8 protein-coding genes and 1 pseudogene are annotated in these 12,399 nt (G+C 53.4%); 4 read left to right on the top strand and 5 right to left on the bottom strand.

Going from position 1 to position 12,399, the window contains the following annotated elements:
* The first annotated feature begins 9 nt into the window (after positions 1–9).
* Positions 10–2,460 carry a GH36-type glycosyl hydrolase domain-containing protein gene (locus tag AT746_RS17680; protein ID WP_062484378.1) on the top strand — a complete coding sequence of 817 codons (2,451 nt, stop codon included), beginning with the start codon at positions 10–12 and terminating at the stop codon, positions 2,458–2,460.
* A gap of 32 nt (positions 2,461–2,492) precedes the next feature.
* On the opposite strand, the gene AT746_RS17685 is transcribed toward AT746_RS17680, so the two are convergent.
* The 3 genes and pseudogenes from AT746_RS17685 to AT746_RS17695 all read right to left on the bottom strand — a co-directional run bounded on the left by AT746_RS17685 (position 2,493) and on the right by AT746_RS17695 (position 5,612).
* A complete protein-coding gene (locus tag AT746_RS17685) occupies positions 2,493–3,260 on the bottom strand; it encodes a CBM9 family sugar-binding protein (RefSeq protein ID WP_062483164.1) in 768 nt (255 codons plus the stop codon).
* Between the two features lie 12 nt (positions 3,261–3,272).
* A complete protein-coding gene (locus tag AT746_RS17690) occupies positions 3,273–4,286 on the bottom strand; it encodes a LacI family DNA-binding transcriptional regulator (RefSeq protein WP_062483166.1) in 1,014 nt (337 codons plus the stop codon).
* Positions 4,287–4,414: 128 nt separating this feature from the next.
* Positions 4,415–5,612 (bottom strand): annotated as a pseudogene (locus tag AT746_RS17695) (XylR family transcriptional regulator).
* 191 nt (positions 5,613–5,803) lie between these two features.
* Between AT746_RS17695 and xylB the strand changes: the two are divergent.
* The 3 genes from xylB (at position 5,804) to AT746_RS17710 (ending at position 9,835) form a co-directional block, all read left to right on the top strand.
* Positions 5,804–7,258, top strand: a complete 1,455-nt coding sequence (xylB, locus tag AT746_RS17700) for a xylulokinase (protein WP_062483168.1) — start codon at positions 5,804–5,806, stop codon at positions 7,256–7,258.
* A 129-nt stretch (positions 7,259–7,387) separates the two neighbouring features.
* Complete coding sequence (xylA, locus tag AT746_RS17705; RefSeq protein WP_062483170.1) at positions 7,388–8,707, top strand: xylose isomerase; 1,320 nt, start codon at positions 7,388–7,390, stop codon at positions 8,705–8,707.
* A gap of 144 nt (positions 8,708–8,851) precedes the next feature.
* Positions 8,852–9,835 carry a Gfo/Idh/MocA family protein gene (locus AT746_RS17710; protein ID WP_062483172.1) on the top strand — a complete coding sequence of 328 codons (984 nt, stop codon included), beginning with the start codon at positions 8,852–8,854 and terminating at the stop codon, positions 9,833–9,835.
* A gap of 138 nt (positions 9,836–9,973) precedes the next feature.
* Here AT746_RS17710 and AT746_RS17715 read toward each other — a convergent pair whose 3' ends face one another.
* Positions 9,974–10,903, bottom strand: coding sequence for an aldose epimerase family protein (locus AT746_RS17715; RefSeq protein WP_062483173.1), 930 nt, complete (start codon positions 10,901–10,903; stop codon positions 9,974–9,976).
* Positions 10,904–11,040: 137 nt separating this feature from the next.
* The gene (locus AT746_RS17720; protein ID WP_062483175.1) at positions 11,041–12,267 is read right to left on the bottom strand and encodes a multidrug effflux MFS transporter; all 1,227 of its coding nucleotides are present in this window, start codon (positions 12,265–12,267) and stop codon (positions 11,041–11,043) included.
* Positions 12,268–12,399: the final 132 nt, after the last annotated feature.

The following is a 12,399-nucleotide window of genomic DNA, read 5'->3' on the forward strand; positions in this document are numbered from 1 at the left end:
ATATTCGCCATGACAGAACAACGCTACGGGTATTTTGACGATGAGAAACATGAATATGTGATCACCAGTCCTTTTACCCCCACCCCCTGGATTAATTATCTGGGCAATGACGGCTTCTATGGTCTGATTTCCAATACCGGAGGTGGCTACTGTTTTTACCGGGATCCGAAATTCCGCCGCCTGCTGCGCTATAGATATAACAATGTGCCGGTGGATCAGGGGGGCCGTTACTTTTACCTCAAAACCGCCGACAGCATCTGGTCGGCCACCGCCAGACCCATGAACACGCCGCTGGATAAGTATGAGTGCCGGCATGGTCTTGGCTACAGCCGCTTTATTGCCGAGAAGGCACAGATCCGCAGTGAACTGACCTGTTTTGTTCCCCTCGGGCAGACCGCCGAGGTTTACCGCCTGCAACTGACCAATCAGGCCAGTCACAAGCAGGATATCAGCCTGTTTTCCTTGCTGGAGTGGTGCCTGTGGAACGCCGAAGACGATGGTGCCAATTTTCAGCGTAACCTCTCCACCGGTGAGGTGGAGGCAGAGGGCAGTGTGCTCTACCACAAGACCGAGTACCGCGAGCGGCGTAATCACTACGCTTTCTATGCTGTCAATCGTCCGGTTAGCGGCTTCGATACGGATCGTGACAGCTTCCTCGGTCCTTACCGGGGCTTTGACTATCCTCAGGCGGTGGAAAATGGCAAGGCCGGCAACAGCATGGCTCATGGCTGGTCACCTGTTGCCTCACATCATATTGAACTGAGTCTGGCAGCCGGAGAACAGCAAACGCTGATTTTCGTACTGGGTTATGTGGAATTACCCAAAGAGCAGAAGTGGCAGGCGCCAGGGGTGATCAACAAGGCGCCGGCCAAGGCCTTGCTGAGCCACTTTGACAATGCAGAGAAGTGCCAGGCCGAACTGGACAGGCTGCAACACTACTGGCACAGCCAGCTTGGCAGTTTTACTATTCAGACCCCGGATAAGCGCTTCGATCGCTCCTTGAATATCTGGAACCAGTACCAGAATATGGTCACTTTTAACCTGTCACGCAGCGCCTCATTTTTCGAGTCTGGTATTGGCCGGGGCATGGGCTTCCGGGATTCCAATCAGGACACCATCGGCTTTGCCCATATGGTGCCGGACAAGGTGAAAGAGCGGATTCTGGATCTCTCTGCCACCCAGAAAAAAGACGGCTCGGCCTATCACCAGTACCAGCCACTGACCAAGAAAGGCAATGCCAATATCGGCGGAAACTTTAACGACGACCCCATGTGGATGGTGCTCTCTACCGCCAACTATATTAAGGAAACCGGTGATTTCAGTATCCTCGATGTCAAAGTCAATTTTGATGATGAAGAGGGGGATTTCGATCACTTCGAGCACCTGCGACGGGCCTTTGAGCATGTGGTTAACCACCTCGGCCCCCATGGCCTGCCGCTGATTGGCCGCGCCGACTGGAACGACTGCCTGAACCTGAATTGTTTCTCTGAAGACCCCAACGAGTCCTATCAGACTACCCAGCGGGGCGATTCCGATGTAGCTGAATCGCTGATGATTGCCGGCCAGTTTGTGCTTTACGGCAAGGAATTTGTCACCCTGTGCCAGCTTACCGATCGCAACGAGCTGGCAGACTGGGCCCGTCAACAGATCGACACCATGATTCAGACCATCGACCGCCATGGCTGGGACGGCCAGTGGTTTCTGCGCGCCTATGATGCGCGGGGTAAAAAAGTCGGCAGTGATGAAAATGCCGAAGGTAAGATCTTTATCGAATCTCAGGGTTTCTGCGTGATGGCCGGCATCGGTATCGATGACGGCCGTGCACGCCAGGCACTGGATGCGGTGAACCGCCACCTGGTCTGTGAACATGGCATTATGCTACAACAACCTGCGTTCAGCGGTTATAACAAATACCTGGGCGAGATCAGTTCCTACCCGCCAGGCTACAAGGAAAATGCCGGCATTTTTTGTCACAACAATCCCTGGATCATCATCGGTGAAACACTGCTGGGACGGGGCGATCTGGCCTATGACTATTTCAGCCGCATCAGCCCGGCGTTTTTGCAGGACAAGCAACAGCAGCACAGAACCGAACCCTATGTGTACAGCCAGATGATCGCCGGGCGCGATGCGGCCACACCCGGACAGGCCAAAAATTCCTGGCTGACCGGTACCGCGGCCTGGTGTTTTTACGCTGCCAGCCAGTATATTGCCGGTATCCGTCCTGACTATGCGGGGCTGCGCATCGATCCCTGTATCCCCGCCAACTGGCCTGCGTTCAGTGTGCAGCGCAAATTTCGTCAGGCCCGGTATGAGATTGAAGTGCGTAACCCGCACGGCCTGAGTAAAGGAAAAGTCGAACTGGAAGTGGACGGTAAGCCACTGGATGGCAATCTGATCCCCTATGCCCTGTATCAGGACAGTCACAGGGTCGTAGCTACCCTGCAGGTAGATGACTAAGCGACGCTTTGAGCGTCGCGAGCAGACCTATATTATTTGGTATTATTAGCCGACGGTGCCAGGATCATGGTTTCAAAAACACTGGCATCGATCCAGCCCCGATTTCTGTCTCCTTCTACCGGCTCGATATCCACCGAGCCGACAAAGTGCTCACGCTCTGCACTGCCGTCATTATCACAGTAGGCAAGCATAAAACCGATACGTCTGCCGGCATCAAGTAGCAACGGCCGGTTGGGCTGATCATCCCGATAATCGTCAGGATAAAGACGTATGGCCACCTCCCAGATAATCACATGGGGAGCCTCGGCCGAGCGCTGCCAGCGACTTTGTAAATGCTCATTGTAGAGGCGCGGCTGGCGATTATCGCCCAGATCCACGGCCTGGTTATCCAGCGCAATATGGTAGGCAAAGGCACTGTGGTTGTACTGATGTCCACCACCGGAGGCATCGCTGTCGATAAAGATCTCCAGCGCATCATCATCCCAGTATTGCTTTAAGGGATCAGGATAAGCGTCATAGAGCACATCGTCGGTAATCTCCGCTTGCAGATACAGGTAGTCCTTGTCCCACAGCAGTTTAAAACGACCGGAAAAGTCCTCTGCCGATGGCATACTGCCTGTAATCAGATAGGGCATGGGACGCCACTGCGCCTGCTGCCAGGCCGGGTCATCGCCGCGACCATCTATAACCGGAGCCTCAGCCGTATGCAAAACAACAGACTCAGCCTCAGCCTCAGCCTCAGCCTCAGCCAACATTGGCATCAGCAACACTATAGTGATCAATACAGCGATTAATTTCATGGTATTTTATCCTCAGGGTGCCGGACCGGTGCTCTGCCTGATCACCAGTTGAAAGGGCAATTCAACGTATTTGTTCTGTGGCTGCTGACCTTTTAACTGCTGCAGTAACAGTTGCATGGCGGCACGGCCGATATCCTCCAGCGGCTGATGAATAGTGGTCAGGGCCGGGCGCATCAGACCGGCATAGCGAATATCATCGAACCCCATCACCGACATATCCTCCGGAATGGAAAATCCATAATGATGTAATACATTCATCGCGCCGATGGCCATGTCATCATTAAAACAAAATACCGCCGTAGGTCTCTGTCGCAACTTCAGCAACTTTTCCATCGCGGCCATTCCCGAGTCAGTACTGTAGTCACCGGCAACCATCAGCTGTGGATCCACCTGCAAACCTACATCTTCCATGGCCTGACGGAAGCCCTGCAGCCGCTCCTGGTTACTCGGCGCATCTTCTGCCCCCAACACCGCCGCAATACGGCGATGACCAAGACTGAGCAGATACTGCACCGCCGCCTTAGCCCCCTCAGCGTTATTGATCATGACCTTGCACAGCCCATCCACCGGAATGCTTTCGTTACCATTCACCAATGGCGGAAGTTGCTTGAGCAGGGGCAGCTTAGGATCAATATCAAAGGGCAGACGGGAGGTAAATAACAGGATGCCATCGGCCTGGCCGGAGCTGATCATATCGGCGTAATGGCGTTCCCGCTCTGCCAGGCCCTGGGTATCACCCAGCAATACCGAATAGCCGGATTTGTGCGCCTCACTTTCAATCGCGCGAATAATACCGGCATTAACCTGGTTAGTAATATCCGGCATCACCACCACAATATTGCCACTTTCGCGGGTACGTAAACTGGAGCCAAAACGGTTGGGACGATATCCCGACTCCTTGACCGCTTTCATAACTTTCTTGCGGGTGTCTTTATTGACCAGCTCAGGATTACGCAGGGTACGCGAGACCGTCGCCGGTGAAACCCCAGACAGCGCAGCAATATCCTTAATCCCCAGTTTGCTCACCAATATTTGCCTTGTTAGTTATTTTTACAGTAGCTGAACAAAACCGAGCATCGGTGTTGTTCAGCTACTAGTCTAACGGGCAATGCAGCGGATGCAAACGTTTTCATCTGCTGACCGGGCAATTCACCTCAACCAGTGGCCGCCTGGTCACTGAACTTGTCGTCCTGACCCGCCCTGTATTCTTTCGGTGTTTGTCCGAAATGGCGTTTGAATACCGCATACATATACTGCAGCGAGGGGTAGCCGCAAATGCTGGCGATTTCAGTGGGGCTGACCTGCGTATCGGTGAGCATCTTGCATGCTCGGGTCAGCTTCTGATTATGCAGCTCGGTATGGATGGAATGGCCCCGTTCATGGCGAAAGCGCTGCTCCAGATTCGAGCGGGAAATACCGACAAAATCCGTAACCTGCTCCACCTTGACACCACGGGTAGCGTTCTGGCGGATATAGTGCATGGCCTGAATCACATAAGGATCTCTGAGGGCCTTGAAATCTGTGGACTGCCGCGACGCCACGCCGGCCGGAGCGACCAGAATACGTTTATTGCCCACATCGATATTGTTCAGTTGTTTATGCAGCAACTTAGCTGCCTGATAGCCCATTTCAAAACAGCCCTGCGTGACAGAGCTGAGACTGATACGGCTAAGGAAGCGGGCGATATCGTCATCATCTATGCCAACAATGGCGATATTGTCCGGCACCACTAAGCCCACATGCTCGCAGGCCTGCAACAGATGCCTGGCGCGGGGAGTCGGTTACCGCAATAATACCTATGGGTTTGGGCAGGCTCTGGATCCAGTCCGTTAACCGGTTCATGGCATACTGCCAGGTTTCCGGGCTGGTACAATGGCCCTGATAAATCTGGCAATCGTAGCCGTCTTTGGCGGTGAGTTTGAGCACCGCTTTTTCCCGCTCCCTGGCCCAGCGGTGCTGCATATCAGTGGGGACACTGTAAAAGGCAAAACGCTCCAGGCCTTTTTGTTTGAGATGCTCATAAGCCGCCTGCACCACAGCCATATTGTCGGTCGCCACATAAGGTACCGGGGGATAATCTTCGGGATTACTGTAGGAGCCACCAATACCGACCACGGGTTTGTCGGATTCTGCCAGGGCTTGTTGCACATCGATGTCATCAAAATCGGCGATGATGCCATCCCCGCTCCACTCATGGATATGCTCCAGACGACACAGGAAATCCTCTTCCAGATACACATCCCAGTCTACCTTGGAGGATTGCAGATAATGACCTATGCCCTCAATAACCTGGCGGTCATAGACTTTGTTGGCATTGAACAAGAGAGTGATGCTGTGTTTGGCTTTGAACATATCCCCACCTGATTTATCTTTTTTATTTTTAACTAAATATTAACAACCAAGTCTAATCTTAGACCGACAAGGGTTTGCAGGAAACTAAAAAACATAATTCGGCATCAATTAACGAATTTTCGTAATTGCCGGGGGAGGCACTCTGACCAAGGATCACCACATCAGCAACACGACTCAGGCGAATGGTTAATATGTATCTTGGTATAGATTTGGGCACCTCCGGCATCAAAGTTATCCTGCTTGGCGACAAGGGTAAGGTCATCGACAGCGCCAGTGCCGATCTGAGTGTTTCGCGCCCGCTGGCCTTGTGGTCAGAACAGGATCCGCAACATTGGTGGCAGGGTCTTGAGCGCTGTATGGAACAACTCAGCCAGCGCCGCTCACTGGCAACGGTAAAAGCTATCGGCCTGGCCGGGCAGATGCACGGCGCAACCCTGCTGGATGCTAAACATCAGATAATACGCCCGGCCATTTTGTGGAATGATGGCCGTTCCTTCGCCCAGTGCCAGCAGCTTGAACAGCAGGTCAGTTCACTGCAGCAGATCACCGGTAATCTCGCCATGCCTGGCTTTACCGCCCCGAAACTGCTGTGGTTGCAACAGCAAGAGCCTGAGCAATTTGCCAGAATCGCCAAAGTATTACTGCCCAAAGACTATCTGCGCTTTTGCCTCAGTGGCGACTTCGCCTCAGATATGTCCGATTCCGCCGGCACCCTGTGGCTGGATATGGCAGCACGGGACTGGAGTGACACCATGCTTAGCGCCTGTGGCCTGAGTCGTGATCACATGCCTGAGCTGTTTGAGGGGAATCAGGTTACCGGCACCCTGTTGCCGGAACTGGCACGCAAATGGGGTATGCAGACTGTGCCTCTGGTTGCCGGTGGTGGCGACAATGCCGCCGGGGCGGTGGGAGCTGGGATCGTGAAACCAGGTCAGGCGATGTTGTCTCTGGGTACATCGGGTGTTTATTTCGCTGTCAGTGATGGCTTCCGGGCCAATCCGCAATCAGCGGTACACAGTTTTTGCCATGCCTTACCTGACACCTGGCATCTGATGTCGGTGACACTCAGCGCCGCAAGCTGTCTGCAGTGGTATGCCGATTCAGTGGTCAGAACACCTGTTGCCACTCTGCTTGAGGAACTCAATACCCGCGACGTTGATGCCACCAATGGGCCGCTGTTTTTACCCTATCTGAGCGGCGAGCGCACCCCACATAACAGACCGGACGCCAGGGGCGTTTTGTTTGGTCTGAACCATGATTCGGATCGTGTCGCCCTGACCTATTCGGTGCTTGAAGGGGTCAGTTTCGCCCTCGCAGAGGGAGCCGACGCGCTGCACGCCTCAGGCCTGATACCTGATGATATCAGTCTGATCGGCGGGGGTGCCCGCAGCCCATATTGGCGTCAGCTGCTGGCAGATATTTTAAACCGGCCACTGAGTTTCCGTGAAGGCGGTGAGGTAGGCCCGGCACTGGGGGCCGCACGGCTGGCACAGTTAGCGACCGAGCCTGGCGCGACGCTGACAGATGTGTGCCCGTCCCCGGCTTTGATTAGTGAACATCAACCGAATGCCGAACGGCATGACCGGCTGGCAGAGCGCTACAAGCGCTTTAAATCCCTTTACAAGGCAGTGGCCTCACAATTCTGAGAGCGGAATACGGATGTGCATTCAGCTCTGTTGAAAAGCACAAGATAGCTCTTAAAAAACATAATTGTGACAACGCCCGCCAATGCTCAAGATTAACCCACTGAAGATTACAGGTAACAGGAGAGCAGCGTGGCTCAATATTTCGATCAAGTAGATAACATTGCCTACGAAGGTGCCGACAGCACCAATCCATTGGCATTCAAATATTACAATGCCGATGAAAAGATTCTGGGCAAAAGCATGGCCGAGCACCTGCGCATGGCTGCCTGTTACTGGCACAACTTCTGTTGGAACGGGCAGGATGTATTTGGCGCAGGAACCTTTAACCGGCCCTGGCTGACCGCCGGTGATCCGATGCAACAGGCCAGGCACAAGGCCGATGTGGCTTTTGAGTTTTACAACAAGCTGACCATTCCCTATTACTGCTTCCATGATGTGGATGTGGCGCCCGAAGGCAACAGCATCAAAGAGTATGTGAGCAACTTCTCTGCCATGGTAGATGTGCTGGAGCAGAAACAACAAGAAACCGGCGTTAAGCTCTTATGGGGTACTGCTAATCTGTTCAGCAATCCCCGCTATGCCGCTGGCGGCGCGACCAATCCGGATCCTGAGATATTCAGTTATGGCGCAACCCAGGTGTTTCATGCCATGAACGCCACCAAACGTCTGGGCGGTGAGAACTATGTGTTGTGGGGCGGCCGTGAAGGCTATGAAACGCTTCTGAATACAGATCTGCGTCAGGAGCGGGAGCAACTGGGCCGCTTTATGCAGATGGTGGTGGAGCACAAGCATAAGATTGGCTTCAAAGGTACACTGCTGATCGAACCCAAACCTCAGGAGCCCACCAAACACCAGTATGATTACGATACCGCTACTGTGTATGGCTTTTTGAAACAGTTTGGGCTGGAAAAAGAATTCCGGGTCAATATTGAGGCCAACCATGCCACCCTGGCCGGTCATTCATTTCATCACGAAGTGGCCACGGCAATATCACTGGGCATTTTTGGCAGTATCGATGCCAACCGCGGTGACGCCCAGAATGGCTGGGATACGGATCAGTTCCCCAACAGTGTTGAAGAGCTGAGCCTGGTGATGTACGAAATTCTCAAATCCGGCGGCTTCTCTACCGGAGGATTCAACTTCGATGCCAAATTGCGCCGTCAGAGCATGGACCGTTATGATCTGTTCCACGGCCATATTGGCGGCATGGATCATCTGGCGATGGCCCTGAAAAAGGCGGCACGACTGCTGGAAAAAGATTTTCTCAGTGAGATGGTGGCCAAACGTTATGCGGGCTGGAGCAACAAACTGGGTAAAGCCATCCAAAGCGGTGAACACTCACTGGAATCGCTGGCTGAACTGGCAGTGCGTGAGCAACTCGATCCACAGGCCGTCAGCGGCCGCCAGGAACTGCTGGAAAATCAGTTTAACCTGGCCATTTACCGCTAATCCTGAAAAGTGGGGTCAGTGAAAAGTGGGGTCAGAGTGAAAAGTGGGGTCAGAGTAAACTTTTCTCATCTGGAACAGTTTAAGGTTCACATGCTGCGGTTGAAAAGTTTACTCTGACCCCACTTTTTCTATTCAGGTGTGACAATGCAGCTTAATTCCACTATCAACTGGGGTATTATCGGCGCCGGACGTATCGCCCGGACTTTTGCCAGAGACATGGCATTTGTACCCCACAGCCGCATTCTGGCGGTGGCCTCCAGGCAATTATCCGATGCTGCGAAGTTTGCCCGTGAGCACAATATTACCGAAGCCATTGAGGGTTATCAGGCCCTGTTCGAGCACACTGATATCGATGCCATCTATATTGCCACCCCCCATAACTTTCACTTCGAACAGACTAAGGCTGCACTGCAAGCTGGTAAGCACGTGCTGTGCGAGAAACCCATTACCATCAGCACGGCCCAGTGTATTGAGCTGAGTGGGCTGGCCAAAGCCCGGAACTGCTTTCTAATGGAAGCCATGTGGACCTGGTTTCTGCCCGCCATCCGCAAGGCCAAACAATGGGTGGACGAAGGCCGTATTGGCCGCCTGCTGCATGTGAAGGGGGATTTTGGTTATCCTCAACCCTATGATCCTGACGCCAGAACCTACAATCCGGCACTGGCCGGCGGCGCGCTGCTGGATATGGGCATTTATCCGCTGGCGCTGAATCTGTTATTTAATCCGCAGCCTTATCAGAGCCTGAGGGTTAAAGCCCATCAGGCACCCAGCGGTGTCGATGACGAAGTGCACTGGACGATGGACTATGGTGATCGCATCTCGACGCTGGCAACCAGCTTTCGCTGCAGATTACCTAACTACGGATTTATCATCGGCGATCAGGGCTATATTGCCATCCCGGATTTCTTTCGCGCCAGCGAGGCCAGTCTGTATGTGCTGGATGAGCGAGTCGATCACTTCAGGGACAACCGCCAGGGCAGCGGTTTTGAGTTTGAGATTATGGCGGCCAGTCAGGCTATTCGTGAGGGCAAACCGGAATCGGACATTATGCCCCTTTCGGCAAGCCTGATACTGCAGCAACAGATGGAGGCCATTCTGAAGCGTATCCGCGAAGTGCCGCTCAGCTAACTAGTGCTCATTCTGCATCCCGGTTTGACCCGTGCAAAGGCCTCTCCCAGGCAGCCTCTATAGCGCCATATAATTCAAAAAAACAAAGCCGGGCTAAACACAGAGAACTCAGTTTACAATTGGTAAACCGATCCCTATTCAGGCTTTTTTCAGCTCATAGCGGATATTGGCAACAAAAGGCTTACCCGGGCGGGTAAAATGAAAAGGAAACTCTTTGTGATTGGGCGAGTCGGGGAAAAACTGGGGCTCCAGGCACAACCCCTGACGGGGACTAAAAGGTGAGCTCAGATGCTCGCCGGTATAGACCTGCAATCCGGGATAGTCAGAGCTGACGGCAAGGAGCAATCGCTGATCCGGACTTAGTAATTCGGCGCTGGGCCGTTGCAAATCACCACTGACCACAAAGTTATGATCCAGTTGGCTGCCTGCCAGAGTCCGGAAGTGGCTGAAGTCCAGTTCACTGTTCTGTGCCTTGCGCAGCTCTCCGGTCGGAATATTGCAATTATCAACAACGGTGTAATGGTCGGCCCTGATAAGCAATTGATGATCATCGATGGCCCCTTCTCCGCCTGACAGATTGAAATAGGGGTGCAGTGTAGGACCTACCAGAGTGGGGCGGCTGGCACGGGCCTCAAGGCAGATATCCAGACTGCTGTCATCGCCCAGCTTATAGGTTACCTGAAACGCTGTGGGGCCGGGATAGCCTCCCTGACCGTCTTCTGTCTCACAACCCAGTACCAATCTGGCGGGCTGACGGTCGATACAATGCCAGTGTTGCAGATGCAGGCCCTGGCTTCCACCGTGCAGATGATTAAGCCCTTCGTTCTGCTGCAACTGATAAGCCTGCTGATCAATGCTGACCACACCGCCGCCAATACGATTGGCAAAGGGCCCCACCAGCGCACCGAGGTAAAAGGGATCCTGCGCATATGGCTGCAACTGAGGGTAGCGCAGAATCAGATCTCGATGATCACTACCCAGACGGACAGACCAGCGCTGCAGTGTCGCTCCTTTTTCCAGCACCGCCAATGCATCACCGCTACCATTAGTCAGTCGATAGATCTTCATATTATTGATCCTGCAGATGAAATTTTTACACTAGCGGGATCAAAGCGCAGTGGGAATTCTGTTAGTTACCTGAACCGTTATGGAATTTGGCTGTGGCAGTTCGCATCCAACCGGGGCATATACTTACCTGAACGCCGTTAGTTGACCTTTTTATCCAATGCATTTATCTCATCATCGGTTGTATCGACCCTGCCACGGGTAATCACTTTAGTCAGCAACACCACCACCAGTGCACAGAACATCAGCGTGGCAAAAGGCACCGCCGTACCTGTGTAGGTAAGCGCCAGTACCGGACCCACCAGGGCGCCGCTGCCAAAGCGCAGGCTGCCAATCACTGCAGTGGCCGTGCCTGAGTGATGGGGAAAACGAATCAGTATCAGCGAGTCGGCATTCACTGCCATCAGTCCCAAGGAGCCAATCAGCGGGATAATGCTGATCACCGTAAAAGCCAGGCCTAATCCAAGCAGGTTTACAGTAAGCAGACTGGCGGCAGCAGACAAGCCCAGCACCAGGCCAATGGTCAGCATTCTTTCTGAGCCGAGGCGCACCACCAGCCGGGTATTAACAAAATTCACCATCATTAATGCGGCCACATTGGAGGCGAACAGGATGCCGAATAACTGCTCAGACACCCCGAAGGCCTCCATATACACCACAGGCACGGCGGTCAGATAGCCAAAAAAGGCGAAAGATACCAGCATGGAAATGGCGATATGGGGCTGGGCTGCCCTATTACCCAGCACGGTCACGTAACCGGAGAAAAACAGCTTCAGCCAGGGGCCATGCTGAGTGCGGGTAGCAACCTCCGGTAACCAGCGAAACGCAGGCAGCCACAGCAACAAGGCATAGCAAGCCAGCACCGCAAAGATCACCCGCCAGTCGAACCATTGCAGGATCAGACTGCCGACACTGGGCGCGATCAGTGGCGCAATCATCATGATCATCGACACATAAGACATGCCTTTGGCGGTATTCTGGCCATACAGATGCCGGACAATACCGGGCACCACCACCGCCGCCGCACCACCCGCCATGGCCTGCAGGGTGCGCAGTACCAGAAACCACTCTATCTGACGCACAAAAACAATCGCAGTACTGAACAGAATAAACAGACACAGACCCCAGAGCGCCAGGGGACGACGGCCAACGATATCGGCGATGGGACCGAACATCAGCATGGATAAGGCAAAACCCGCCAGATAGCAACTCAGGGAAACCTGAACCAGAGATATTTCGGCGTCCAGACTTTCAGAGATCGCCAAAAAAGCCGGCAAATACATATCGATTGCCAGCGGGGTAACAGCGGTGATTGAGGCCAGTAACAGAATGACCCAGTTGACGGTTTTTGGCTGAGATGCCTGCATAAATCCTCCGTGAAATAGCATCTTACTGTATCAGCAGCACCAGCGTCACCGTATAAGCGTTACAATCCTTAATGCCCGCGATAAATATCACGGACTAACAAAAAAGGGGAAGCTAAAAAGCTCCCCCTTCTC

The sequence above is a fragment of the Lacimicrobium alkaliphilum genome (assembly GCF_001466725.1).
Classification (GTDB): Bacteria; Pseudomonadota; Gammaproteobacteria; order Enterobacterales; family Alteromonadaceae; genus Lacimicrobium; species Lacimicrobium alkaliphilum_B.

What these genes read in the sequence shown, in the direction of transcription:
- AT746_RS17720 (WP_062483175.1), bottom strand. Translation starts at nt 12,267, where the DNA reads ATGCAGGCATCTCAGCCAAAAACCGTCAACTGGGTCATTCTGTTACTG.
- AT746_RS17680 (WP_062484378.1), top strand. Translation starts at nt 10, where the DNA reads ATGACAGAACAACGCTACGGGTATTTTGACGATGAGAAACATGAATAT.
- AT746_RS17685 (WP_062483164.1), bottom strand. Translation starts at nt 3,260, where the DNA reads ATGAAATTAATCGCTGTATTGATCACTATAGTGTTGCTGATGCCAATG.
- AT746_RS17710 (WP_062483172.1), top strand. Translation starts at nt 8,852, where the DNA reads ATGCAGCTTAATTCCACTATCAACTGGGGTATTATCGGCGCCGGACGT.
- AT746_RS17715 (WP_062483173.1), bottom strand. Translation starts at nt 10,903, where the DNA reads ATGAAGATCTATCGACTGACTAATGGTAGCGGTGATGCATTGGCGGTG.
- xylB (WP_062483168.1), top strand. Translation starts at nt 5,804, where the DNA reads ATGTATCTTGGTATAGATTTGGGCACCTCCGGCATCAAAGTTATCCTG.